Source organism: Blautia sp. JLR.GB0024 (genome assembly GCF_037000545.1).
Lineage (GTDB): Bacteria > Bacillota > Clostridia > Lachnospirales > Lachnospiraceae > Blautia > Blautia celeris.
The window spans coordinates 188,482-212,499 of sequence record NZ_JBANBF010000001.1 but is presented as its reverse complement, the minus strand read 5'-3'; the positions used below and the strand labels follow the sequence as shown (position 1 = coordinate 212,499).

General features: G+C 42.6%; 22 protein-coding genes, 1 CRISPR repeat array and 1 riboswitch. Of the genes, 8 read left to right on the top strand and 14 right to left on the bottom strand.

From position 1 onward, the window contains the following. Positions 1 to 6: 6 nt before the first annotated feature. A complete protein-coding gene (locus V8Q34_RS00895; RefSeq protein WP_335834587.1) occupies positions 7 to 525 on the bottom strand; it encodes a nitroreductase family protein in 519 nt (172 codons plus the stop codon). Positions 526 to 693: 168 nt separating this feature from the next. On the opposite strand from V8Q34_RS00895, the gene V8Q34_RS00890 reads away from it, so the two are divergent. Continuing rightward, complete coding sequence (locus V8Q34_RS00890) at positions 694 to 1,014, top strand: winged helix-turn-helix transcriptional regulator (RefSeq protein WP_103731961.1); 321 nt, start codon at positions 694 to 696, stop codon at positions 1,012 to 1,014. Here V8Q34_RS00890 and V8Q34_RS00885 read toward each other — a convergent pair. The 3 genes from V8Q34_RS00885 to V8Q34_RS00875 form a co-directional block, all read right to left on the bottom strand. Next, the gene (locus V8Q34_RS00885; RefSeq protein WP_033143765.1) at positions 1,011 to 1,271 is read right to left on the bottom strand and encodes a hypothetical protein; all 261 of its coding nucleotides are present in this window, start codon (positions 1,269 to 1,271) and stop codon (positions 1,011 to 1,013) included. The two genes, V8Q34_RS00890 and V8Q34_RS00885, sit on opposite strands and share 4 nt — an antisense overlap. Before the next feature lie 344 nt (positions 1,272 to 1,615). Next, entirely contained in the window at positions 1,616 to 2,473 is an 858-nt protein-coding gene (locus V8Q34_RS00880) for a tyrosine-type recombinase/integrase (protein ID WP_148393676.1), read from the bottom strand. Positions 2,474 to 2,550: 77 nt separating this feature from the next. Continuing rightward, on the bottom strand, positions 2,551 to 3,468 hold the full coding sequence (locus V8Q34_RS00875; RefSeq protein WP_335834584.1) for an AraC family transcriptional regulator: 918 nt from the start codon (positions 3,466 to 3,468) through the stop codon (positions 2,551 to 2,553). 242 nt (positions 3,469 to 3,710) lie between these two features. Between V8Q34_RS00875 and V8Q34_RS00870 the strand changes: the two genes are divergently transcribed. Continuing rightward, positions 3,711 to 4,925 carry an enolase C-terminal domain-like protein gene (locus tag V8Q34_RS00870; protein WP_335834583.1) on the top strand — a complete coding sequence of 405 codons (1,215 nt, stop codon included), beginning with the start codon at positions 3,711 to 3,713 and terminating at the stop codon, positions 4,923 to 4,925. A gap of 132 nt (positions 4,926 to 5,057) precedes the next feature. On the opposite strand, the gene V8Q34_RS00865 is transcribed toward V8Q34_RS00870, so the two are convergent. The 5 genes from V8Q34_RS00865 to V8Q34_RS00845 all read right to left on the bottom strand — a co-directional run bounded on the left by V8Q34_RS00865 (position 5,058) and on the right by V8Q34_RS00845 (position 9,890). After that, entirely contained in the window at positions 5,058 to 5,543 is a 486-nt protein-coding gene (locus tag V8Q34_RS00865) for a pyridoxamine 5'-phosphate oxidase family protein (protein ID WP_054353798.1), read from the bottom strand. A 14-nt stretch (positions 5,544 to 5,557) separates the two neighbouring features. Further along, positions 5,558 to 6,220, bottom strand: coding sequence for an ECF transporter S component (locus tag V8Q34_RS00860; RefSeq protein ID WP_033139683.1), 663 nt, complete (start codon positions 6,218 to 6,220; stop codon positions 5,558 to 5,560). 67 nt (positions 6,221 to 6,287) lie between these two features. After that, positions 6,288 to 6,425, bottom strand: a riboswitch (FMN riboswitch). Positions 6,426 to 6,526: 101 nt separating this feature from the next. Next, positions 6,527 to 8,041: an ATP-binding protein gene (locus V8Q34_RS00855; RefSeq protein ID WP_442893843.1), complete on the bottom strand. Its 1,515-nt coding sequence runs from the start codon at positions 8,039 to 8,041 to the stop codon at positions 6,527 to 6,529. A gap of 25 nt (positions 8,042 to 8,066) precedes the next feature. Beyond that, positions 8,067 to 9,365, bottom strand: coding sequence for a vWA domain-containing protein (locus tag V8Q34_RS00850; RefSeq protein WP_227210769.1), 1,299 nt, complete (start codon positions 9,363 to 9,365; stop codon positions 8,067 to 8,069). A 96-nt stretch (positions 9,366 to 9,461) separates the two neighbouring features. Beyond that, the gene (locus tag V8Q34_RS00845) at positions 9,462 to 9,890 is read right to left on the bottom strand and encodes a hypothetical protein (RefSeq protein WP_335834581.1); all 429 of its coding nucleotides are present in this window, start codon (positions 9,888 to 9,890) and stop codon (positions 9,462 to 9,464) included. Positions 9,891 to 10,048: 158 nt separating this feature from the next. Here V8Q34_RS00845 and V8Q34_RS00840 point away from each other — a divergent pair, with 158 nt between their 5' ends. From V8Q34_RS00840 to V8Q34_RS00830, 3 genes are all read left to right on the top strand, one after another. Then, positions 10,049 to 10,243: a hypothetical protein gene (locus tag V8Q34_RS00840; RefSeq protein WP_227210767.1), complete on the top strand. Its 195-nt coding sequence runs from the start codon at positions 10,049 to 10,051 to the stop codon at positions 10,241 to 10,243. Between the two features lie 354 nt (positions 10,244 to 10,597). Next, complete coding sequence (locus V8Q34_RS00835) at positions 10,598 to 11,554, top strand: cupin domain-containing protein (protein ID WP_335834580.1); 957 nt, start codon at positions 10,598 to 10,600, stop codon at positions 11,552 to 11,554. A gap of 102 nt (positions 11,555 to 11,656) precedes the next feature. Continuing rightward, positions 11,657 to 13,204, top strand: coding sequence for a helix-turn-helix domain-containing protein (locus V8Q34_RS00830; RefSeq protein WP_335834579.1), 1,548 nt, complete (start codon positions 11,657 to 11,659; stop codon positions 13,202 to 13,204). Positions 13,205 to 13,717: 513 nt separating this feature from the next. Then, positions 13,718 to 14,081: a CRISPR direct-repeat array (repeat unit 32 nt; unit sequence ATTTCAATCCACACTTCCGCGAAGGAAGTGAC). A gap of 311 nt (positions 14,082 to 14,392) precedes the next feature. On the opposite strand, the gene cas6 is transcribed toward V8Q34_RS00830, so the two are convergent. Continuing rightward, a complete protein-coding gene (cas6, locus tag V8Q34_RS00825) occupies positions 14,393 to 14,962 on the bottom strand; it encodes a CRISPR system precrRNA processing endoribonuclease RAMP protein Cas6 (protein WP_335834578.1) in 570 nt (189 codons plus the stop codon). A gap of 657 nt (positions 14,963 to 15,619) precedes the next feature. Here cas6 and V8Q34_RS00820 point away from each other — a divergent pair. Then, entirely contained in the window at positions 15,620 to 16,312 is a 693-nt protein-coding gene (locus V8Q34_RS00820; RefSeq protein ID WP_335834577.1) for a flavodoxin family protein, read from the top strand. 37 nt (positions 16,313 to 16,349) lie between these two features. Here V8Q34_RS00820 and V8Q34_RS00815 read toward each other — a convergent pair whose 3' ends face one another. Then, positions 16,350 to 17,033, bottom strand: a complete 684-nt coding sequence (locus V8Q34_RS00815) for a DinB family protein (protein WP_335834576.1) — start codon at positions 17,031 to 17,033, stop codon at positions 16,350 to 16,352. Between the two features lie 472 nt (positions 17,034 to 17,505). On the opposite strand from V8Q34_RS00815, the gene V8Q34_RS00810 reads away from it, so the two are divergent. Together V8Q34_RS00810 and V8Q34_RS00805 are read left to right on the top strand one after the other, a co-directional pair. After that, the gene (locus V8Q34_RS00810) at positions 17,506 to 18,435 is read left to right on the top strand and encodes an alpha/beta fold hydrolase (RefSeq protein ID WP_335834575.1); all 930 of its coding nucleotides are present in this window, start codon (positions 17,506 to 17,508) and stop codon (positions 18,433 to 18,435) included. A 342-nt stretch (positions 18,436 to 18,777) separates the two neighbouring features. Further along, positions 18,778 to 19,791 carry a reverse transcriptase family protein gene (locus V8Q34_RS00805; protein WP_335834574.1) on the top strand — a complete coding sequence of 338 codons (1,014 nt, stop codon included), beginning with the start codon at positions 18,778 to 18,780 and terminating at the stop codon, positions 19,789 to 19,791. A gap of 218 nt (positions 19,792 to 20,009) precedes the next feature. Here V8Q34_RS00805 and V8Q34_RS00800 read toward each other — a convergent pair whose 3' ends face one another. The 3 genes from V8Q34_RS00800 to V8Q34_RS00790 are packed head-to-tail and all read right to left on the bottom strand — an operon-like array spanning position 20,010 to position 23,964. Beyond that, complete coding sequence (locus V8Q34_RS00800) at positions 20,010 to 21,956, bottom strand: tetratricopeptide repeat protein (protein ID WP_335834573.1); 1,947 nt, start codon at positions 21,954 to 21,956, stop codon at positions 20,010 to 20,012. A gap of 15 nt (positions 21,957 to 21,971) precedes the next feature. Then, entirely contained in the window at positions 21,972 to 22,148 is a 177-nt protein-coding gene (locus V8Q34_RS00795; protein WP_335834572.1) for a hypothetical protein, read from the bottom strand. Between the two features lie 58 nt (positions 22,149 to 22,206). Continuing rightward, entirely contained in the window at positions 22,207 to 23,964 is a 1,758-nt protein-coding gene (locus V8Q34_RS00790) for a hypothetical protein (RefSeq protein WP_335834570.1), read from the bottom strand. Between the last annotated feature and the right edge of the window lie 54 nt (positions 23,965 to 24,018).

The following is a 24,018-nucleotide window of genomic DNA, read 5'->3' as shown; positions in this document are numbered from 1 at the left end:
CTGTTCTTAAAAATGTTCCAATGAGGCCAGATCTTTAATCGGTATACGTGTTTTTCCATGCCTGTCAGAGGGCTGGGGCGTCTCGTCACTATAACCCACTGCAAGTATATTAACAGGTTCCAGATTCTCAGAGATACCAAATTCTTTTCGCAGGACATCCGGCTTAAAATAACAGATCCAGACACTTCCAAGCCCTAAATCCGCTGCCTGCAGCATCATGTGGTCTGTCAGGATGGAAGCGTCAATATCACAGGTCTGTTTATGATCAAAAGGACGAACCCATGCTTTGTCGTGATCTGCACAGACCACAATGACAAGCGGTGCATGGTAAACATTTGCAGCCTTTGACAATTTTTCAAGACCTTCTTCCTCCTGTATCACCAGCAGCCGGACAGGCTGCAGATTGGCTGCTGTGGGTGCCGCATGGGCAGCCTCCAATATCTTTTCTAATTTTTCCTGCTCCACCTTCTTTCCATTATAGGAGCGTACAGAGTATCTCTTTTTTGCCAGTTCTGAAAATTCCATATAATTTCTTCCTTTCTCTTTCGATTTTTTATTGTCTATGCTATAATCTTACCACTGATTTTATTTTTAGCAAGAACGCACTTTTTTGGTATATAGTACCCAAAAAGTAACCATCCCCCCACGCATGATCTCTGCTGTGGAAAATACGAAAAAGAAAGGAACATCAAAATGAAAGTATGCAGCGACACTTACACCTGCCCTGTGGAGGCAACCATTCATCTGATCGGCGGAAAATATAAGGCAGTCATCCTCTGGCATCTGAGGGATCAGGTGCTCAGGTTCAGCGAACTGCACCGGCTTATCCCAAAAGCTACAACCAAGATGCTGACACAGCAGCTCAGGGAACTGGAAAGCGACGGCCTGATCAGCCGTACGGTTTACCCTGTTGTGCCTCCAAAAACAGAGTACGCACTGACGGAATTCGGCAAAACGCTTCTTCCTGTGTTGGAGTCTATGTGCGACTGGGGGCGCAGAATCTGCCCCTCCTAAAACAACTCATCCCAAAAATCAAGCTGGAATTCTCTCATCTTTTCCCGCAGCAGAGACATTTCTCTGTCATTCAGCACTGCAGTTTCCCGCAGTTCATTTTCCGTACATGACAGGATGTCCGTAACATACTCAATCCTGTGGTTTTTCAGTTTATCTGTCAGCTTTCTGCCAAGCCCCATCTCTTCTACATGGTTCGGCATTCTGCTTTTGGTTTCTTTACTCTTTTTGAGGAATTTACTCCGACCTGTTTCAATCATACCCTGCTCCCTCCGGTTTTCTGTCCTTCCTGCGGCTGCTTACTTACTACATAATAAGAATTATGTGGTAAAAAAAGATTATCTTCTAAAGGAATCTTATGAGAGGTGCAGCAGAATATGCCGTCTTTTCTTTTAAGCCTGCTTTTATCTGCCTGCAGGCTTCTTTTTGATATGTTTAAGACTTGGTAATTACAGATAATTTCTATACTCCGCTGTCCAAAAAAGACAAACCGAGTATATTTTGTTGACATTTTTTACCATATGTATTAAAATTTCTATAAACCAGATGCATTAACATTTATCTCAACTACATAATTCTTATTATGTTGTGTTAATGCTTTCCCTTATGGAACAATCAAATCCAACTGTTCTATCATTCCCTGAAATTTCTTCAGTGTATCCGCGGTATAAATCCTCGTCACTTCAAGACTGCTGTGTCCCAGAACATCCGCTAATGCGGCAAGGTTATTTGTGGCCTTATAAAAAGAGCGCGCAAAGAGATGGCGCAGATTGTGTGGGAATACTTTCTTTGGCTTGATTCCTGCCTGTTCCGCTAATACTTTCATCTCTGTCCATATGTTGCTCCTGTCCTTTGGCTTTCCGCTTCTGGTAATGAAGACAGGACCTGACTTGATACCCTGTTTTCCGGCGTAGCACAAAAGCTTCTTCCGCAGGCTCTCCGGAATCAGGACAATCCTTGTCTTTCCCTTGTTACAGACTTCCAGACGGCCGTCCTGAAGATTTTTCACTGTCAGATATTTCAGCTCGCTGACCCTGACCCCTGTGGCACAGATGGCCTCCAGTATTAGGGCAAGCTGGCTCTTCTCCTTCTTTCTTGCTGTCTCTACCAGTTTCCGGTATTCCGTCTTTGTCATTTCTTTTTCTGAATCCAGAAACATGCGCTTCTGCACTTTATAACTTTTTACTTTCAGCTCAGGAAAACACAGGTAATCCAAAAAGGAGTTGACTGCTGCCAGCATGGAATTGGCGCTGCTTACTGCGTACTGCTGTCTCAGCCACTCTTTATATTCCAGAAGACGGATTCTATGGACCTGTCTGTCCGTTCCCAGGTATCCCAAAAACGTCTTTAAATCCGTGGAATATTTTCTGATGGTTGCCGCTGTCTTTTCCTGGCTGTATAAGTGATAAGAAAATTCTTCGATCAATTCTGTCTTCATGGTAAAGGTGATTTCTTTCTGCATTGGCAGGCCTCCTGTGGGTATGGTTTTCTTCCACTATTATAGCTTTTGAGGAGAATAACGCAATCGCTGCGGAGGAATTACCATAATTTACCAGACTTCTCTCTTTCCTCTCTCATTTTCCCCATCCACACACTCACTGATTTCCTGTACTGAAGAGGCGACATCTCCATAATAGACCGGAACTGTCTCAGGAACGTATTTTCGCTTTCATACCCGCATTTTACAGCAATCTCCGCCACGCTGTCTGTACCTGTTTCCAGCAGGGAGGCTGCCCGGCAGATGCGGACCGTGTTGATGTATTTATTCAGGTTATGCCCGCAGCAGCGTCTGAATTCTTTGCTGATCGTAGTCGGATGAAGATAAAAGCGGCTGCTCAATGTCTTAAGCGTGAGCCGCTCCTGAAAATGAGTATCAATATACTCTTTTATTTCCCGCATAGCCTTATCCGCGGCTGTCGATGCTTCCGGGTTCCTCTCCATCCGGAAGGTTCTGAACAGAAGAACGGCTGTCTGGGTCAGGATTCCCCTCTGCATCTGTGTGCGTAACTCCTTTGTCCCCCGTTCTTCCTCCGCCAGATCCTGGAGCAGGCACACAAGTTTTTCAAATGTCTTTGGATCGACACGTTTATAATTCCGAACGAATGATTCCGGTGACGGTGTGGAAAATATTTTCTGCATATCTTTATCCGGAATCATACCTTTTAGATAAGCTGGTTTTACTGTCAGCCCATATCTCTGATAAGGAGGATTCGTAATCACGCTCCTGTGGTATTCCATGGCGCCTATGACCAGAATATCATAAGGCGCCACATGATATTTTTTCCCTGAAATATAATAATCCGCTTCTCCTGTCTCCACCAAAAGGATTTCACATGTATTATGTATATGGGACATTCTGAGCCTGTCATAGCCGCAGGTTCTTGAGACATTATAACAGTCCTCACAGATAGCCCGGAAATGTTCATGCTCCTCATAATCATTTACCCGAATCTGCATCTTTTCACCTCTATTTTGCTTTCGTTTTTCACTTTACCGATAATACATTATACCCTTTATTCTAAATCTTGAATACACCTGACTAAAAAATGGTGATTTTATACCAAATAATATCAACAATCTCCTGCAGAAAAATGTTATGCTTTCAGCAATAAATAACAAAGCGCATCTGCCGGATTTTAGAAACTGCCATAGAGTCCTTTTTTTCATCCGGCAGAGTAAGCAAAAATATGGAGGTAATTATGAAAGACATCACAATCCGAAATATCAGAACCTTTATCACCGCACCGCAAAAGGTCAATCTCGTAGTCGTGAAGGTGGAAACTTCAGAGCCTGAATTATACGGTATCGGCTGCGCCACTTTTACCTGGCGATGCAAAGCAGTTGTCACTGCCGTGGAGGAATATTTAAAACCCATGCTGGTGGGAAAGTCTGTCCACAATATTGAAGATATCTGGCAGTCCATGATGGGCAGCTCCTACTGGCGCGGCGGCCCGGTGCTCAACAATGCGCTGTCCGGCGTGGATGAAGCACTCTGGGACATAAAGGGCAAGCTGGCGGGCATGCCCCTCTACAGCCTGTTCGGAGGCAAATGCCGGGAGGGAATCGCGGTATACCGCCACGCGGACGGAACCACCATGGATCAGGTTGAGGATAAAATAAACGAATACATGGAACAGGGCTACCGCTACATCCGCTGCCACCTGGGCCTGTACGGCGGAAACGCAGGGGGCAGTATGCAGACCATGATCCATCCAGAAAACGCACCTGCAGGCGCTTACTATCATCCGAAAACCTATATGCAGAGTGTGGTAAAAATGTTTGAGCAGATCCGAAGGGATTTCGGATGGGACCTGGAAATCATGCATGATGTGCACGAACGGCTTTCCCCGGCAGATACCCTGAACTTTGCCAAAGAATTGGAGCCTTATAAACTGTTCTTCCTTGAAGATGCCCTTCCGCCGGAACAGGCCGGTTACTTTAAAATAATCAGGGAACAGACCTCTGTACCACTGGCAATGGGAGAACTTTTCACCAGCCCCGCTGAGTGGAGAACTATCGTACAGAATCAGTGGATTGATTTTATACGCGTTCATGTAAGCGATATCGGAGGGCTTACCCCTGCCAGAAAGCTGGCGCATTTCTGCGAAGCCTTTGGTGTGCGCACCGCCTTTCACGGCCCCAATGACCTGTCGCCTGTGGGAATGGCTGCGCAGATGCATCTGGATCTGTCCTGTACCAACTTTGGCATTCAGGAGTTCAGCGGATTCTGCGAAGCGGAAAAGGCGATTTTTCCGGGATGCCCGGAAGTCAGAAACGGATATGCCTATATCAGTGACCGCCCGGGAATCGGAATTGATTTTGATGAAAAGGAAGCCGCAAAATACCCATATACGGATATGGATTTCGGCTGGCTTTTCTCACGCCTGCCGGACGGCACTGCTGTCCGCCCATAGTCTGCTGTAAGTTTTTCCGGTTACGCCTCCAGGTCTATTTTAGATAAAACTACTTATGGGTATCACAAAGCGCAGCACTTTGTGATACCCATAGAACTATTTCTGTAACGATTCCTTTAGCTGAATCGTTGCCTACTTCTTATCGTACGGTTTTACCTCCACAGACTTTTTATCAAAATCAATAAAAAGCTGGTACGCGTATCCATCCTCACTGGTATCCCAGATCTCCACATATCCCGGCGACACTTCTATGAGGATTTCTGTATCCTCATGACTGTATTTGTTATAGCTCTCCCACAGATATTTTTTGTATCCCTCCTCAAATCTTCTTCCCGGTTCCTCCACCACCAGGCCTTTATTTCGCGCAGTTCCCTCTACCTGAACGCCGCTCCAGCACATGGCTACCCTGGGGTTTTCCAGAAGCTGTTTTGTCTTTCTGAAATTTTTGTCCGTTTTAAAATAAATCTTGTCATCGTAAAAAAGGCAGCTTACATTCCTTACCATGACATAGTCGTTAAGACTTGAGGCCAGTGCCATGATCTTGCTGTTCCCAAGCATTTCAAACATGCGCCCTACGGCCTCCTCATAACTGATGGATTTGTCCAGTGTAAATTTCATTTTTTTATCCCCCTTTATTTTTCTACAACACTTTTGATCACTCTGCTTAACCTTTTATATAACAGAAATGTCAGGACTGACGTCACTCCGTACTTTATCAAATTGAACGGCAGGATTCCTAAGACTGCCATGGAAAAAGCATTTTTCATGGCCGGGTTTACTGCACTACACATGGAAATGATCTCATCCATGGTCATGCCAAACAACCGCACATAAAACGGAATGATCAGATACAGGTTCGTAAAGATCGCCACAACTCCAACCAGCACTGTGCTGACGCCCATACCAGCCAATGCGGTCTTCTTCGTCTTATGTCTGTGATAGATCAGCAGCGCAGGCATGACATAGCAGCAGCTTAAAATAAAATTCTGTAACTCACCGGTTCCCAGAGAAAAGCTGCCCTGCATGACAAGCTGCAGCAGTATTTTGACCACAATGATCATAAGTGCTGCCCCGGGGCCGAACATAAATCCCCCCAGCATCTCCATCAGCCCCGACAGATCAAAGGACATAAATGGCGGCATAAAAGGAAGCGGAAACCTGAGAAGCATAAGAACAGCGCTCACTGCCCCCATAAGGCCGATGAAAGCAATCTTTTTCACCCGCATTTTAGCGCCGGTCCCGGCCCTCATACCCTTGTCAAAAGCTGCATTGGTTGTTTCGTTTGTCTGGTTCATAGTTTGTATCCTCCTTCAAAAAAATGAGCCCGGAACAAAAAATATGCTCCGGGCGTAGTTTCACAGAAAATGTCTTTTCTCATCCGGACTATACCGTCGGTGCTGGAATTCCCCTCTTCTATTAAGGAGTCACCAGCTCAGCCGCCAAAAGCGGGTCATGGACTATACCATCGGTAGGGACTTACACCCTGCCACAAAGACTTCAATATTCATTTTTTGAAATCAGAAATGCAGTAAACATCATCTGTTGTATCTGATTATATACCATAGTCTTCCATATGTAAACAAAAACAGGAAATAAAATGTTTATATCTCTTCCAGACAGATTTTTCTTAACTCCTCCTCCTTTTTCCGATAAAGCAGAGCTTCACTATATTGAAAATACGCATCACTTCCATTGCTGTTTATAAATTCCATGGCTCTTTCGCTTTTGGATAGTCCGGTTACAAAGAGCACCATCTCCTGCTCCCCACCAAAAGCATCCGCCAGAAACTGAAATGCATGTTCCAGATTTTCTCCCGCCTGTTTTACGATTTTCTGCCTCTTTTTCACTTCCTGCCCGAAAAGCTCCCGTACACAGGCCATACCCTCTTCTTTATCCGCAATATGTCTCTCCTTCAGATATACAGTAAAGGACTCCAGCCGTCCCACTGCCCACGCCTGTACTGCTGCCTCTTTTCCGGTAATCTTCTCCTCCAGTATCCGCTGTTCCAGTTCTCTTCTTCTGTTCTCCGCAAAAGTCTGAAGCACCTGCATATCTGCACTGTCATGCAAAATCTTCTTAAAATCATCCAGCGCCTCATAGAGAGCACAGACATTCCCGTCTGCCCTGATATATGTAGCAAATGACTGATCCAAATAGGCAAGCAGAAGGCCGGCCACTGTAAATCTCTCCTCAAAGGCAGCCTGGCGGGCCATATCCCTCCGCTTATCATAGTCCTCCTTTGACAAAGTACCTGCCGCTATTTCCGGAATGGCATAATCAGTCCCGTATTTTTGGTACAACCGGTAATACACGGCAAAGTCCCTGGCGATTTCCTCTTTCTGCAGATACTGGATCACCAGTTTCTCCGTGACAGGTATCTGAAATCTCTCATAGCTTTTCAATATTTCAGATAGATCCTCCCATCCTCTTGCAGTCACAAAAAATTTACCGTCCACCGTATTTTCCACAAGATAAAAATTTTCTTTCCTGATATTCAGATAGGAAAGCACAGCCCCGTGTATCTGCTGTGACCAGGCGTATTCCATCCAGACATCACAGTCCACTTCAATATCAATTTTCCTGACCCGGTCAAGCGTGACAATGTCAAATTCTCGGACCGATTTATTGTATTCCGGAGGATTTCCCGCTGCCGCGATCAGCCAGCCTTCCGGCACTTTATGGCTTCCAAATGTCTTGTTCTGCAGGAACTGCAGCATGGTGGGTGCCAGGGTTTCGGATACGCAGTTGATTTCATCAATAAACAGAATCCCCTCTTTTTTTCCCGTGCGCTCCATGCACTCATAGACAGAAGCTATGATCTCACTGAGGGTATACTCTGTTACACTCACAGACCGGCCCTGGTATATTCTGTTTTTGATACTTGGCAGCCCCACAGCACTCTGCCTCGTATGATGTGTAATGGTATAAGAGACCAGACCCACACCGCACTCCTCTGCCACCTGCTCCATGACAGCGGTCTTGCCGATGCCCGGCGGCCCCATGAGCAGTATGGGCCTCTGCCTGACCATAGGAAATACATAATTGCCCTGTTCGTCCTTCTCATGATAGGCCTTCAGTGTACTGCTGATCTCCATCTTTGCCTCTTTGATGTTCATTTCTTCCTCCTTATAGGGTATAAATTCATATCCGGGAATCCCCGGCTCTCTTCTTTTCATGAGATACCACCAGCTTCATGGCCCATGGCGGCACTCTGTCCATACCGGCACCTTCCTCCAAAAAGACGAATGCTGTCTCATACGCAGGCCTGCACTTCGGATAAATCCCATCGCCGTCTGTAAAATAAACCAGTGCTTTTAACTGCCTGATCACTCTCTTCTCCTTCTGCTCTGCCACATACTGAAATACAGGCCGAAAATCCGTCCCGCCCCGTCCCTGAATTTTTATCTCCCTGCTGTATGCTTTCCACTCCTCCTCCGAATGGATGACCACCGCTTCCTGTATCCTGCAGTCACACTGAACAAGGTGCACTTTCATCTTTTTGAAAAAATTCTCCCGCTCACTGAGTATACTGTAGGTCTCTGCCAGAAACTGCTGCACCGTCTCCCTGGAACATGACCCCGATGTATCCACAGCGATCACCAGCTCCTCCAGACGATTTACCTCTTTGTATTCCAAGGGTTCTATAAGCGGCATATCTCCGTAATGCTCCATCCCGAAATGATACATAATATAATCAAAACTCTCGGTATCAAGCTCCACTTCTTCCCTGGGGACAGCAAATTTTTTCAGGAATTTCCTGTAATCATAACGGCTTTTCCCGACGGTCACTGTCTCCTCCTCACCGTCACCTTCCCGGGTTCCTGTTTTCTGTTTCTTCTGATGCCTGTTTTGTCCTGTGTAGGCCAGAATCTTCTCCCACTTGCTTTTTGTCCTGGCTGTCCTCTCTGCATCCTGCTGCGCCGTCCAGAGACTGTGGTCATCAAAACAAAAGGCAGTCTGCATCTCCTCCAGACTGTCCGAAAATACGCCCTGCACCAGCATCCGGCAGATTCTCTCCGCGGAAAGGCTGCGCCCTCCCAGTTTTTCCAAACATCTCTTTCTGACCGGATGGTCCGGCAGGCGAAGCCCCGGCAGCGCCTCCCTCTCAATCACTTGTTCCACGGAAATATCACAGGCCAGATTCCAGATATCCTGCCTCTGCTCCTTGTTGGAAAACAGATGCAGGTACAAACAGTGCAGCATCATGTGCAGATATCCCCTGCGGATTACCTCCGGATTATTCCCGTAGCCTGCCAGCAGAAATACAGGGTCAAAGTAAAATACATTTCCCTCCGTACCGATTCCCTTTACCCCTTTGCCTGCCTCATATGAGACGCTGGCAAAGGCGCCGTCCAGATATGGGAAATAACTGTAAAGCTCATTTCTGCAGTTTTTCAGGATTTCCACTCCCAGAGCTGCTTTTTCTTCATTTGATCTCATTTTCTTTACCCTATGACATATTTATATTTTTCCGGTAATGATATCTCCGGGGTTCCCGGAATATCTACGGCCGGATGTTTTTTATTGTCATTATAATTATATAAGAAAGCTCTTTTCCGTATATCCGTACTTCTTATCTTTCAAATGCATCAGCCACACAAGAGAGGTGGTCTTCTGACGCTCTCGTGCTGTCTGGATGAAGATTTCCAACTGCTCCTCCCGAAACCAGCCCAGGCTTTCCAGATACGCCATTTTTTCCACCGCATCCTCCTCGATCAGCTCCTGCACTGCGGGCACGATCCAATCTTGTATACAGCGTCCAAAATCATCTCTCTGCTCCTTTGAAACGCCGCCTTTCAGAAAGAAGCCGCGAAGAGCCACGGCCAGACGCACGGCATCCTTTTTCGTCTCCCTGTATTTCCGGTACAGCTTTTCTCCTTCCTCCCAAGGGTCATCTCTCTTCTGTCTCTCCAGAGCCTGTACTACCACTTCCACATCTTTCCGGAAGTCACTTATCTCTCCCATGGTATTCCTCCGCGTTACGATTGCCAAATATTGTTAAACATCTATTTTAAATATACCACACCCCCTCTGTGTCAGGCAATCCAAACGCCCAAAGAATTCCCGGCTGAATCTATTTTTTCCTGAAATCCTTTTGGAAACATGACCGGACGGACTGGCGTATGTTTCTGCTCAGTGGATTTATCGACCTGGGTATCAACGGGATAAATAACCTTTTTACCTACGAAACCGACTTTCTTCTGCAGTGTATTGTGGGAATGCTGATTGTCCTGCTTTGTGAACGCATTTTCATCTGCCGATGGAATATTGTGGAGGGACCGGGCCTGTCTGTCGTGTGTATTCTGCCGGATGACTGAATCTGATATTTCATCCTGAAGCACAGGGAGGAAAAGCCTTACTATCAGATATTCGGGAAAACGCTGACCACCTATGAGAAAAAGGACTGAAGACCGCTTCGTCGAAAAAAACCACACTTTATACCAAAAACATCTTCTCATCTTCCATTCTGATATACTAAGAACACATGGTTTTTAAGCTTTATGTCCCTTTTTACCACATGGAGGCATCTTACGATAAAAAGCACACATTTTACCAAAATAAAGACACCGGAAAGAAAAGAATCTCTGTTATAATATAACCACAATTTATCAGCGGACAGTATCATCCGCATGACCGTAACCGACAAAAAGAAAAAATTAGGAGGACACATTATGACAAAGTATACCCTGCACGACATCCACATTGATCCGGAAAAGACCTGGCTTATGGACTTTGATGAATACTACGGAGGGAAGAAAACCTACTCCAAATATCTGATTGAACCTTATGGGCCATACCAGCACAATGAACTGCTGGACACTGTTTACGTGGACCCCAACCATGAAATGTGCTACCACGAACATACCCGCGGTGTGGAAACCTTTCTGGTGGACGGCGGCTCTGTGCTGACGGAAATCTGCGGCAAAAAAGCAGTGTGCACCAAAGGTGATATCGTACATATCTCAGCCTATACCCCGCATAAATTTACCTGGATCGATGCGGGAACCATATGGAGGGAGCTGTTCCAGGAAACCCAGATGGGGGAAGACTGTATTGCCAATCTGCGTTTTAAAGAATATAATAAAACTGAATTCGACATGGCAAAGGACGGACAGAGCACAGACAGCCTCTACTATACCTATACCCCTGTCACAGAGGAGGTTCCAAAGGAACAGATTTACCAGATCCGCCCGTACAACAGCGGCCTGTGTATCTACAGATTCGAGGGCTGCGAGCTGAGGCAGAAGGTAGCCCGCTGGGAGACAAAGGGACACAAGGAGATCTGGCAGCTCTGCATGGAGCCCGGTTTCCAGTTGAGCTGGAGTGCCCAGAATCCTTTCTACAGTCTGTTTATTGTGCAGGAGGGATTTGTGGAGGTCCGCATTGACGGCATGGAGAAGTTTACAGCAAAAGAACGTGACGTGCTGCACATTCCTACCCACCTCTCAGGCGAGATCACAGCACCCGACGGCGCCGTACTTTTTGACTATAACTGTGAAGGCTTCGGTCTTCGTGCCATCGAGGAACTGTATTCCCTGTATGCAGCCGACCCGGAAAAGGCAGAATCTGAAGCTGAGAATATTCTTTCCAAACATAAATGTTATGTACGCGGACGTCTCATAAAATAACAGGCAGCATAAACAGGCCGGAACCGGGAAGATTTCCCGGAGTTCCGGCCGTTTAGTTATGCTGAAAACCAAATGGAAAAAAGGAGATGGAAAAACAGGCATATGAAAATATTAGTTTACGGCAGTAGAGAATTTAAAGCAGGCTTTATGAAGGCACAAAGCCAGTGCGGTCACCAGGTTTTGTTCACCGACCGTCTTCCGTCTGCGGAAGATGCCATATCTTTCTCCCCGGATGCAGTGATCCTGATGGTCCAGAGGCCGGCATCCCGCATACAGGACTGCCTGGCTGTGCTCTATGAATCCTGCTCTACGCGCCGTTTTCTGCTGTTTGAACCGCATCCGAACGGAAATTGCTTTTTTGCAGAAACCACGCAGCAGGATGATTCCCTGCACGATTTCTTCCGCGAAGCAGCCGGATGGAAACACACCATACCGCTGCAGTATCCGGCACAGAGCTGGCAGCTCCGCTTTCCGGATGCCTTTGAAAACCTGCAGCGCAGAGAAGCCATGAAGACGATGCTGTACGGTGTCACCCGGGAAGAATTTGAAAAATACAAGAGGCAGTACCGTCTCCACATAAACACTTCGGATTTTTATCTTTTTATGTGGGAGCTTGACAAAACCGTGTTGGTTGACTATCCGGTAAACAAATCCATCCATTATTTTCTGCACGCTCTGCGCCTGGAGGATTTCAGTATGATACTGGAAGAAAACCAGGGAGGGGAAATCGTATTTTCTGATATTTCCTTTGCCTATATCCTTGTAAATGCTTCCCATCCTTCCTGCATCCGTACAAGAAGGCAGCAGGCAGACCATTTTGCCCTGGAATTTTCCAAAGCTGCCGGACAGATTTCCTCCCACTGTTTTATCAGTGACCTTTTACTGGGACCGGAAGATATCAGCCGCGGACATCAGGATTTTAAACGGACCTGCGCATACCGCTTTTTCTGCCGGGAAGCAGTGGCAATTTCCAATGATTATATCAAATCCCATCAGCGCTGGTTTAGCAGAGATGAGATTCAGAACACCATTGATGCCATTGAACATTATCTCAGCTTTGATATCAGCAGCAAGGAGCTTCCGGAGTTGATCCGGCGTCTGTATCTCAAGATCGTTAAGCCCAGTATGAGCTATAAGCTGTATTACCTGGTAAGTGAATCCATTCTGAAATCTCTGAAAAGTGAACTGTCCGTCAAACTGCTGATGGAGACTATAGACAGCCCCTGGCTTGTTCTGACCACGCAGTTAGGCACCATAGAGGAAAGCTGTACCCGTGTCCTGGACTGCATCCATACTCTGGCAAAACAGCAGGTAAAGACACACAATATCAGCAACCGTGTCGTCCGCCAGGTGCTCCGTTATATGGAAGAGCACTATGCAGAGCCCCTGTCTGTAAGCGATATTGCCAGAGACTTTAATGTAAGCCCTTCTTATTTGAGCCAGTGTTTTAAAAAAGAAACAGGCGCAAGTATGAAACATTATCTGACCATGCTGCGCATGCAGCAGGCAAAAAAGCTTCTTCTCACAACAGACGATTCCGTAAGTTCCATCGCCATAGCGGTTGGCTATGACGATTACCGCCAGTTTTCCAAAATGTTCAAAGTCTATACAGGCGTAACGCCGGTGCAGTGCAGGAAAGGGGTCATGTGATGGCATCCCCCTTACCTGCCATCTCTCATAAGAAGCCATACGGGTTCTCTGTAAACCCCCCTTTATCAGCCAGGCTGACCGGCTTTATCTTCTCCTCCCCGGGCAGACCGAACTGGAGACAAATGTCCAAGTTTTCTGTCCCGCGGTCGTCCCCAAAACGGCCGTCCGATATCAAAGAGGCATGCATCTATTGTCAATGCTTTTACAACATTTTCTCCCACTGCATAGTCCGAAACATAAATTTTCTTCCCTCCGTTGAACAAAATGGTTACGGTTTCCATTAGAAACTCCAATTTTTCTCTTCTATCCTCCTCCTCGCTTTTTTCAGTACCAAGATTTGTGTCAGACCTGAAAAAACCGTCTTTATATCCCCAAGTATCCCGGAGCCAGATTGTATTCTGGCACCTGTTCAAGAAATCGGAATTTTCTCACTTCCACAGGGATATCTACATCCAGATATACTTTGAAAATGTGGGATATGCTCTCACTGTTATATGGAAAGACGTTTGTCTGATATCAATCGACACTTCCGCGAAGGAAGTGACCCATGACAATACCGCATCAAGCCCGTATCCGTTATTTCAATCCACACTTCCGCGAAGGAAGTGACATTTATCGACTCCACAATCCCAGATACAACATTATATTTCAATCCACACTTCCGCGAAGGAAGTGACGATTGTATGGTAGTAGAAGCGCCCAGTAAACACGATTTCAATCCACACTTCCGCGAAGGAAGTGACGATTGCAATTAAACCAATACTTGCTGCCATCCACAATTTCAATCCACACTTCCGCGAAGGAAGTGACGCAATGAGTGGTTAAATAGAAGGGGTGAATTAAATATTTCAATCCACACTTCCGCGAAGGAAGTGACAGCAAACATGCACAATATTCCCAATAAATATTGTTTCTTTCTACCAAATTTTAACCCTTTTTGATTAATAATGCAACCTTTCCTACAAATATATCTTAAAAAAATCACTCCATCATCAATTTTTAACCATTTTTTCAAGTGCGAATCTCCCCGGCAAACTATGTTCACTCCACATTCGCACTTTATAAAATAAGCTTAGTAATCATCTTCTGAACAAATATTATATCATCTGCATTTTCTACAAAAAATTCAAGGCCGATTTTTATCACAATCCCTCTCAATCCAACTGTTTCCAGCCTTTTATTTCCCCATTATTTATCATAAGAAATATCATAATGTCCAAATCCAATGGTAGCACCTTTTCCTACCCGCAGATACTTACCCGCTTCCAAAATTGGCACAAAACTAGATAGATCCCCTTCATATAAAATCCAGCCAGTCCTGGATGAAAGTTTTAACTTTCCATCTTTCTGATTCATAGAATACCTGATGAACGGAACTTCTCTCCAATACTCATCTAAAGTCTTGATTTTCCTGGCCTGGTTCAGAAGTTCCTCCTCTTTCCATTCCAATTGAAAATCGGTGTAAGCCTTTGTCAACAGCGATATTCTGCGGATAAGAAACTGTATAAACGTATCAAAGGGAAGTTTATCAAATAGTTTATCCCCTGATACGATTCTAAGCGGTGTATCAAAAAAAAGGCTTGCATAAGAGGCATTTCGTCCTGTCGTCTGAAGCGGCTTTGGAGAAAGATTACGAAACCAGCATTTTCCCCCTGTATAAATCACATTGCCCGAATCTGAGTCGATAACCTGCATTAAACGAAAGGACAGCCTTGCCGCCCCCCATCCCCTTTTCTCTGCTGCCTGCAGTGCATCCAAATATATGCCTGCTCTTTCTGTTCCACTGCCAAGCAGATTAAGGTCAAATACGCATAAATCTCCTTTCTTCCATCTTTCTCTGCCTTCTCCATGTACATATAACACATATGGATTCACTGCACCTGCTTCTCCACCCGTATTGCTAAAACATTGCACATAGAGACAATTATCCTTTTTCTCACACTGAAAACATCTTTTATCAGGAAAATCACAGCAAAAATCCCGGATGCAATGGCCTAAAATTCCTCTTATTGTAGATCCCAAATATGAAGGCAGCCTTCCTTCTTCCTGACATTCATATGTTGCACGCAATGTTAATATTTTTATGAACTCGAACATATATCCTCCCTGACCTGACTATGATTTATTTTATTACATTATATCCTATATTTTTCCAAATAAAAACCTCTTTTCATTTCATCAAGTCATAATATATTAGCCACTTCAATCATAAAAATAAAATAAATCACCATAATCTGTAGCGCTGCCCTCCATTGGCTTAGATATACCAAAAGCCCTCCCTTAATCGTCCCTATACCGGCTGCAAAAACTATCTCTTTATAATACTAAGTATCTTTCCCAAAACATAAAATAAAAAGTACCTCTCAAACCATTATTATGCTATAATTTACCTGAAAACAGGAAAGGAAACAGAAAATGAAAATAGCTGTTATACATGGTCAAAGCCATAAAGGTTCAACCTATCATATCGCTAAAATGCTAACGGAAAAATTAAATGGCGAAGTCACGGAATTTTTTCTGCCAAAGGATTTTCATTCTTTTTGTATCGGATGTACAAATTGTTTTGAAAAATCAGAAACACTATGTCCTCACTTTAAGGACTTAAAGCCTATCACAGAAGCTATCGACCGTGCCGACGTAATCATTCTGGCAAGTCCTGTATACGTTTATCATACAACAGGAGCAATGAAAGCTTTTTTAGACCATTATGGATACCGGTGGATGGTGCATCGACCAGAAGAAAAAATGTTCCGCAAACAGGCTGTCTGCATATCCACAGCCGCTGGCGGAGGCATGAAAAGTACAAATAAAGATATGGCTGACAGCACATTCTTCTGGGGTGTTGCCAGAACTTATAAATATGGCGTAGGCGTTGCCGCAGTTTCATGGGATGCCGTGAATCCTGATCTAAAAAAACGTATAGAAAAAAAAATCACTGTAATAGCTGATAAAATTAATGAGAATATAGGGCACGTATCTCCTTCCATAAAAACCAGAGCATTTTTTAATATTATGCGATTGTTACAGCGGAGAGGATGGAATGAAGCGGATGTAAAATACTGGAAGGAAAAAGGATGGGCAGAAAAAGCCCGCCCATGGAAGCCTTGACTATCTCCCATAGGCAGCTCCGTTCATCTAACCTATTTTACCGATTATTTAACAAAAACTCTTTAATGACCACACTATCGGACAGATGCATCATATGATGACGAGTTATCGGCAGCAAAATAAGCCCTGCAAAAGTGTGCCGGCCCCAAAAATTTTTAAGCCAAATGGACCCTTTTACTTCCAGCAAACCACCTTCGCTGACCAGCCGCGCTAAATATTCTTCTCCGGGTTTCCGTTTCAAATCAAGTGGTGACAAGGATTTTAATATTTTGCGGGTCTGACAGCCTACCGCGTTTCTGTACTTTATCAGCTCCTGTTTATTTACCTGTTCACTAAAATCAATGATCTGCATGTCCGTCATTACGTTACCGGTATCTCTTACGGACACACTCATTTTTTCCATCCATTCTTCATTGAAAATTTGGGACTGTTCTGCTATAAGAAGATTTCCCACCAAATCTTCTATTCTCGCTATATGCCATAAATGCCAGGCTATTGTTTCGTCTTTCTCAGTCGGCATTATGCTGTAATCCTCATTCTCCAATCCCTCCAATAAATCATCACAAAATGTAGGACTGTCACTTAATGAAACCTTACCTGTGTGCGTCACTGCATGAATTTCCAATGCTAATTCAATTGCCTGATCAAAACGCCTGGACGATTTCAGCAGCTTTCGTAATTCATCAATCTTTAAATTGTAATCCTTTTCGATATCAAACATAAATAGCCTCTCCTTACGTTAATTTTCTTACCGCTCCAAAGTCTATATTGGAATAGAACTACCTCGAACTTTTCATGATTTTGAAACAAGAAATAATTACTAAAATACTTTAGTATATCAGATATAATTCCACCCAAACTTACGACTATAGATGCGAACGGTTATTCTTTTGAAACTTTGAATCTATATTAAGATTTAGATTATAAATATTATAACATTTTAAATGTGACATATGTCTGTCATAATAAAAATTCCGTTATTACTATTTCAATCATTTCATACTGGAGTAATTATATTAACCAGTATTCCAGGTTTCACGAGGCTCTAAAAAATGGAGCCCTGTTCCAAATCATACTCTCCCTGGCTGTTCAGGCTGCAATATTCTCATATAATTTCATTTCCGTTTGACACGCTCCTCTCTGCCCCTTACAATAAAAGTAGTTACAAATTTTATCACTATGGAGGTGTTTTTATGCTGCATGAAGTAAATTTTCTGTCTTACAACAAACGTGACCAGGTGCAGGGATGGATATACGTTCCGGCTGCCAGGCCGAAAGGAATCGTACAGATTATCCACGGATTCGGTGAGCATTCCAGAAGGTATCTGCATATGATCGTAAAATTCATGGACGCCGGTTATATTGTAGCGGCTGATGACCATGTGGGGCACGGAAAAACAGCCATGGTCAGCGGTGTATGGGGTGATTGGGGCGATGCGGGATTCCACACCATGATGGAGGATGAACACAGCCTGAAAAAACTGGTCTGTGAAAAATATCCGAATCTGCCGTATTTTATTTTCGGTCACAGCATGGGATCCTTTATAGCCAGAGATTATGCGGCAAAATATGGAGAAGACCTGGCAGGTGTCACGATCTGCGGTACAACGGGAGTCTTCCGGGGAGCGGATAAAGCCGCAGTGCTTCTCAAAAAAGCCATTGACGACGGACTGGGAATGAATTCCAATCCGGAATTTACAGGTGCCTTGATGGGATGGATGTGCGAACGGTGTGATGATGTTACCATCGGAAATGAATGGATCTGTTCAGACCCTTATGTACAGCGTGACCACGCGGAAGATCCTTTTGATGCCTTTACCAAACCAACCAGCAACCGGTCACTCTATGACTTTACCCAGATGATGCTGGCAATTGAAGGAACACAGTGGGCCGAGAGAGTTCCAAAGGACCTGCCGTTTTATAATATCGGCGGTGACCAGGACCCTGTTGGCGAATACGGAAAAGGTATCTATGAGGTCTCGAACTGGCTTTGTGATACCGGACATGACGTGAAAACCCGCGTATATTCCGGATATCGTCATGAAATACATAACTACAGTGAGATCAAGAATAATGTCGAGGAGGGAATTATCGCATTTATGGACGGAATTCTTGGAATTTAACTGCAATAGAGAACCCGCTTAAACATTGCGGGTTCTCCGTAACAAAATCACACTTCCATGAAAGTTCCCTTTCAGTAAAAATAAATTGTAAGTTTACTACACAGATGATATGATAGTGATACAGGGACAATAGCATATCTGGATCTGTCTGAAATAGGACAGCGTATCCAGCCGGATGGCGAGTCGCCGTCCGGTATAGAAAAAGAGACCAAAAGACTTCCAGATGCTCCGAGGTACTTCAGCACACTGCCGTGTGCAGGCGGCTTACGCCTGTGTACGTCTGCGCATCTTACAGAATCACCTTCTTGTATTGTCCCTGTATACGAGGTGAAAAAGAATCATATGACAACTACTTTATCAAACTATGACAATGATTTATGGAAATATTGTACAAAAGAACAGATCAAAGACATGCTGCTGTCCTTCCGGCTTCTACAGGGAGCACCTGTACGAGAGGAAAAAGAACTTGCATGTCTCTATGCTGTCAGTAATCATATAAAGAAACACTACCATACCGCCCAGATCCCAAAGCGAAACGGCAGTGTGCGCCGTCTGCTGGTACCGGACGCGTTACTGAATACCATACAGAAAAATCTACTTCATCATGTTCTGGACGGACTTTCCGTTTCCGTCTATGCCACTGCCTACAAAAAGAAAACCACAGTGCTGGACAATGCACTTTCCCATGTAGGACAGGAACAGGTCATGAAATTGGATATAGAAAACTTCTTTGAAAACATAACATTTCCTCTGGTTTACCAATCAGCCTTTCCGGCCATCTACTTTCCGCCTGCAGTAAGACGGATACTGGCAGAACTTTGCTGTTATGAAGATTATCTTCCACAGGGCGCACCTACTTCTCCGACAGTTTCCAATCTGGTCATGAAGTCGTTTGACAACTATATGGGAGCATGGTGCGAGGAAAGAGGGATTCATTATACACGTTACAGTGACGATATGACATTTTCCGGTGTATTCGATGAAGTCGAACTGAAAAATAAGGTCAAAAACTACCTTTTAACCATGGGATTTGTGCTGAATGAAAAGAAAACTAAGCTGCTTGGAAAACATACCAGACAAACCGTGACGGGAATCGTTGTGAACGAAAAGGCAGATGTTGGGCGTGCGTATAAAAGAGAGGTACGGGCAGAGGTATATTACTGTAAAAAATACGAGGTAATGGAGCATTTACGGCGTTGTAACAAGAAAGAATGGATGATAGAGGGGCAACCGGATCCTGTTCGTTATCTGCAGCATCTGCTGGGGAAAATTCAGTTTATTCTGCAGATTTCGCCGGAAGATGTACAATTTCGAGAAGCAAGGGAAGATATCCGCAGGCTGCTAAGGGACATATAGTACAAGCCCTTTTGCGCCTGGACCCGGTTCTGGATTGTTGTAATCCGAGAGTGTGAAACGCTGTAAATTCAATACTGACATCTATATATTGTGTCTGATTTAATCTAAAAATGGAATATCTGGTATAGATTTTCCAGATATTCCACCTTGTCCACAAGTTTTCGTGGCGGGATGTAGACATTTTAGAGACATTTCATAAATCTACGTTTATTGTCAACTTAAAAATATTTATCAAGTTGTTCTTGTGACCAGGAATCTCCCAATGAAACTGCTTTCAAATAATACTCTTTAGCCTTATCCATATCCTTACTTACTCCCATTGCATTCTGATAACACCAACCAATATTTGATGTACAAGTAACATTCCCTCGCCTATCACCTTCAGTAAACAACGCAAATGCTTTCTCTCCATCTATAGATACACCGAATCCATTACTATAACACCGCGCATACTCATTTACGGCAGCTAAATTATCATGCTCATATGCTTTTTTATAGTAATTAAAGGCTTTCTTTAAATCTTTTTCACACCCCCATCCATTTGCGTAATCTCTCCCAGCCTCGTATTCGGCTGGTGCATATCCAAAAACTGCAGCTCGCTCATATAATTCTAAGGCTTTCTCTAGATTTTTTTCTACGCCACTACCATTATCATACCTTTTTGCTAATCCATAAATACCTAATACATTTGGTGCTTTTCCAAAGCATTCAATTGCTTCGCCATAGTTATTTTCATCCGAAACACCCAAAAAGACAAGATTAATACAACATCTAGCATATTCTTCCGCTGCATACACATCGCCTTGCTTTACCATATTTTTCAGCAAATCTAGTATAGGTACAATTTTTTGTTTACACAGTTCTTGTTCAGCTTTTCGAAAAATTGGTATATACTTTCTTACTAATGCCGGCCAATACTCCTGTTCGATACATTCATCTAATAAATCATTCATCTTTTCATAATCTATTTCAATATCTGTATAACCAAGTTCATATATTAATGCCAATAAATATTTCGCCTTTACATAACCATAATCTGATAGTTCCTGGAGTATCGGATATACTTTCTCTATCTCGTTATATGAAAATAACAATTCTGCTTCTTTCATTTTTCCATCAAGTGTTTGGACATACATAATTTCTTTCACATATTCCAAATTATATAATAATTCAATTATGAAATCATATGTATTGATACTTGTACTAATATCAACATTAGCATACTTTTTTTCATAATTATCTAAAATACTCTCTTTAACCTCTTCTTCGACTAAGTGGCACCCATTGTCATCTAATAGTTTTATTGTACTATCTATAGTATACTGTTCACTCGTATCTAACAGTGTCTTTTTTTGTATTCCTGAAGCAATCGTCACATACTGTGAGTAATTTTCCACTCCCTTAAGAGATAACCCTTCAAATAGTTTTTCAAAAAGTTCTTGATTGCTTTGAATTGATAATATAAATTCCTTGTAATTAACATTTTCCTTTGGTTGTAAATTAATTGTTGACATCGCAGTTTTGAGTAAAAGCAAATCTGATGTTGTCCACTTCCCTTTAGTTAAATCATAAAAATCTCGAACAATACAAACAATTTTCTGATTTTTCTCTAAATCTGCATATTCAACGCCATTCCACATTTGATATTCTATTGAATTCTGCCAATTTAATAAATTGATGTTTTTTTCTAGTCGATCAACTCGGTTTTCAAGTTGTATAATATCACTCTTAGTCTGCTTAAAAAAAGTTACTAACGTGCCATATATTTTATTAATTTCTGCTTCAATTTCAATAACGGATGCATTTAATTTGTTATTAACTGCAGTGATTAGCTCAAAACTCATCAAATTTTGCTCTGCTAATTTTTGCAATGTCTGCTGAGAAGCATACTGTGCTCTTGCAAGACTATTATCTATTCCATTTTGCAATTTTCTGTTTTTTCCTGTAATCCCACCCCAAAATCTTTTCAGAGTACCTTGTGAATTAAGTTCATTTGAATAGTTTTCACTCTCTGTTAATGCAGCAACACTTTCAAAAACAAGTCGATTAACTTCATATCTATTATTCTTATGCTGGTTAATTATTCTATCAACTTCTTTATCAATTTCACTCTTATCACTTTCCTGCAGTGATGTTACTTCTACTGTTTTTATTGCAAGTTCCACCTTACTTTCCCCCTGTCATCTATTTTTATTGTCTTCAAAACAATTTTTAGCGTATTCATAACTAATATTAAATGTAGCCACTAGTTCATTTATAATCCAGTCATTTCTTTCCTTTATCTGTGTGATATGAACACCAGAACACTTTCTACAAAGCCGGTCTGCATATTCTTTGATTTCTTTTTCACTTGACATAGTGCTCCTCCAATCGTTATCAATTCTTCGTATTCTATATCCTATTACTTCCTTTCATCTATTTTTCAATTATTTTATTTAATTCTTGCTGATACAATTCTCTTTCATGATAAATATCATCACGTTTATTAATCATATTCTCATTACTTCTTTGAATTGATTTCATACATCTTTCCGCTTTCAATTGAGTTTTATTTATCTTCATAACGGGTTGCATAATGCTCATCACTTGTTCTTCTCTTATATTTGAATTTTCCAACAAATTTTGCTGAATATCTGCAACACTTGGTACAATTTCACTTGTATCAAATATGCCAACACCATCTATTGCATCTTCAATCAGCTCTTTAATTCCAGAAAGCATCAAATCTTCATCTGGACAGTCCACAAAAGTTCTTTTAATTAATACTGGATTTACGCATTCCATAATAACCGACTGTACATAAAGGCTTCTGTTTTGACTAACATATATATTTCTTATTTCCTTGAGTGTAAGTTTCTCCTTTAATTTCGGTAATATTTCGTATACTTCATTTTCTGTTATTAAATATTGTTCACATATACTGACAAATTCCGTTTCAACAATTCTCATCATTTTAATGGAATCATCTTCTATAACATTGTCCATTACTGTTTGCGTTGTGCCTCCTACAACAGTTCCACCTATTGCGCTTCCCGCAAATCCACCTATTTTTGATCCGATTTTTGCTCCAGTAGCAGTACCTGTTCCACCTGTTAATACTCCACCAACTGCTCCCCCAACAACGCCTCCTATTGCATTTCCGGCTCCCCATCCGACGGTGCCACCTGTTATAGTAGCTCCTGTTATCGTTACATCTTTAAACAACTGTTCTTTCGAAATACGACCTCTGAAAATATTTATTATATCACCTGACGAAAGAACAACCAATGACGCAAATCCAGCAATAATATTTCCTGCCAAAAGTTTTGAAACATTATTCATTGCAGCTGCACCATAAATATTTGTCCCATTTCGCAATGAATTAGCAATGTTCGAAGTAACTCTAGGTCCTAATTTTTGAACTACAATATCCGTTCCCAATCGAACCGTTGAATTTATTGAAGTTCTTGCTATCTGAGATGTAATAATAGTTGTCATAAATGACACTCCGCCTATCTTCAAGCCACTCAGTGCAGCATTTTGAAGTGCTGTCTGTAGATCTTCTCCATTCCAGATAGATGTTGCGAAAGAAATTGTAGCTGATATTCCCATTGCACTTGCACCAATAATCATTCCATTTGCTGCATCAAATGTGAGTGATTCAACAGTTCCTGCCTGTGCAATTCTTTTTACTTGTGAATATGTATAATGACCCTTTTTTACAATTTTTTCAGCATCATCAGGATTAGTAACACCCTCAACTTGATTATTTTCAATTCTTCGACGCATTGCTTTAACTGCATCTTCATACATATCCGATGGCACTTCAACCTGCATGGGTTCTCCATTTTTTGAATAATATCTATACTTACCATTGTGGAAACATTCTTGAATACATGCTGCTCCATTCCTACAATACTTAGACTGAATCTCCACCCCATTTACCAATCTATCTGCACCATCTTTTGCATTATTATCACCTAAGATTTGAGCATCTTTTCCATGTGCCAAGTCATTAATATGTTCTGCTCTCTCCGCAGCAAATCCATGTCCCTGCTTTGCATGAAACTTATTCATTTCATATGTAGTTTCTCCCACTCCGACATTGCTATAAACAACACCTGATGATTCAGCTATACTATTGCTATTGTTATCGACTTTATCCATAATAATCTCCTCTATGCTTATTTTCATGACATATTTTCCATAAATATCTCAAATTTTTCATCTAATAATGTTTGCTAAATG

Coding starts and splice junctions, on each gene's coding strand:
- V8Q34_RS00855 (WP_442893843.1), bottom strand. CDS start 8,041: ATGAACATCAAAGAGGCAAAGATGGAGATCAGCAGTACACTGAAGGCC.
- V8Q34_RS00870 (WP_335834583.1), top strand. CDS start 3,711: ATGAAAGACATCACAATCCGAAATATCAGAACCTTTATCACCGCACCG.
- V8Q34_RS00865 (WP_054353798.1), bottom strand. CDS start 5,543: ATGAAATTTACACTGGACAAATCCATCAGTTATGAGGAGGCCGTAGGG.
- V8Q34_RS00805 (WP_335834574.1), top strand. CDS start 18,778: ATGACAACTACTTTATCAAACTATGACAATGATTTATGGAAATATTGT.
- V8Q34_RS00835 (WP_335834580.1), top strand. CDS start 10,598: ATGACAAAGTATACCCTGCACGACATCCACATTGATCCGGAAAAGACC.
- V8Q34_RS00790 (WP_335834570.1), bottom strand. CDS start 23,964: ATGAAAATAAGCATAGAGGAGATTATTATGGATAAAGTCGATAACAAT.
- V8Q34_RS00830 (WP_335834579.1), top strand. CDS start 11,657: ATGAAAATATTAGTTTACGGCAGTAGAGAATTTAAAGCAGGCTTTATG.
- V8Q34_RS00795 (WP_335834572.1), bottom strand. CDS start 22,148: ATGTCAAGTGAAAAAGAAATCAAAGAATATGCAGACCGGCTTTGTAGA.
- V8Q34_RS00860 (WP_033139683.1), bottom strand. CDS start 6,220: ATGAACCAGACAAACGAAACAACCAATGCAGCTTTTGACAAGGGTATG.
- V8Q34_RS00895 (WP_335834587.1), bottom strand. CDS start 525: ATGGAATTTTCAGAACTGGCAAAAAAGAGATACTCTGTACGCTCCTAT.
- V8Q34_RS00885 (WP_033143765.1), bottom strand. CDS start 1,271: ATGATTGAAACAGGTCGGAGTAAATTCCTCAAAAAGAGTAAAGAAACC.
- V8Q34_RS00845 (WP_335834581.1), bottom strand. CDS start 9,890: ATGGGAGAGATAAGTGACTTCCGGAAAGATGTGGAAGTGGTAGTACAG.
- V8Q34_RS00880 (WP_148393676.1), bottom strand. CDS start 2,473: ATGCAGAAAGAAATCACCTTTACCATGAAGACAGAATTGATCGAAGAA.
- V8Q34_RS00875 (WP_335834584.1), bottom strand. CDS start 3,468: ATGCAGATTCGGGTAAATGATTATGAGGAGCATGAACATTTCCGGGCT.
- V8Q34_RS00815 (WP_335834576.1), bottom strand. CDS start 17,033: ATGTTTGATATCGAAAAGGATTACAATTTAAAGATTGATGAATTACGA.
- V8Q34_RS00810 (WP_335834575.1), top strand. CDS start 17,506: ATGCTGCATGAAGTAAATTTTCTGTCTTACAACAAACGTGACCAGGTG.
- V8Q34_RS00850 (WP_227210769.1), bottom strand. CDS start 9,365: ATGAGATCAAATGAAGAAAAAGCAGCTCTGGGAGTGGAAATCCTGAAA.
- V8Q34_RS00820 (WP_335834577.1), top strand. CDS start 15,620: ATGAAAATAGCTGTTATACATGGTCAAAGCCATAAAGGTTCAACCTAT.
- V8Q34_RS00840 (WP_227210767.1), top strand. CDS start 10,049: ATGTTTCTGCTCAGTGGATTTATCGACCTGGGTATCAACGGGATAAAT.
- V8Q34_RS00890 (WP_103731961.1), top strand. CDS start 694: ATGAAAGTATGCAGCGACACTTACACCTGCCCTGTGGAGGCAACCATT.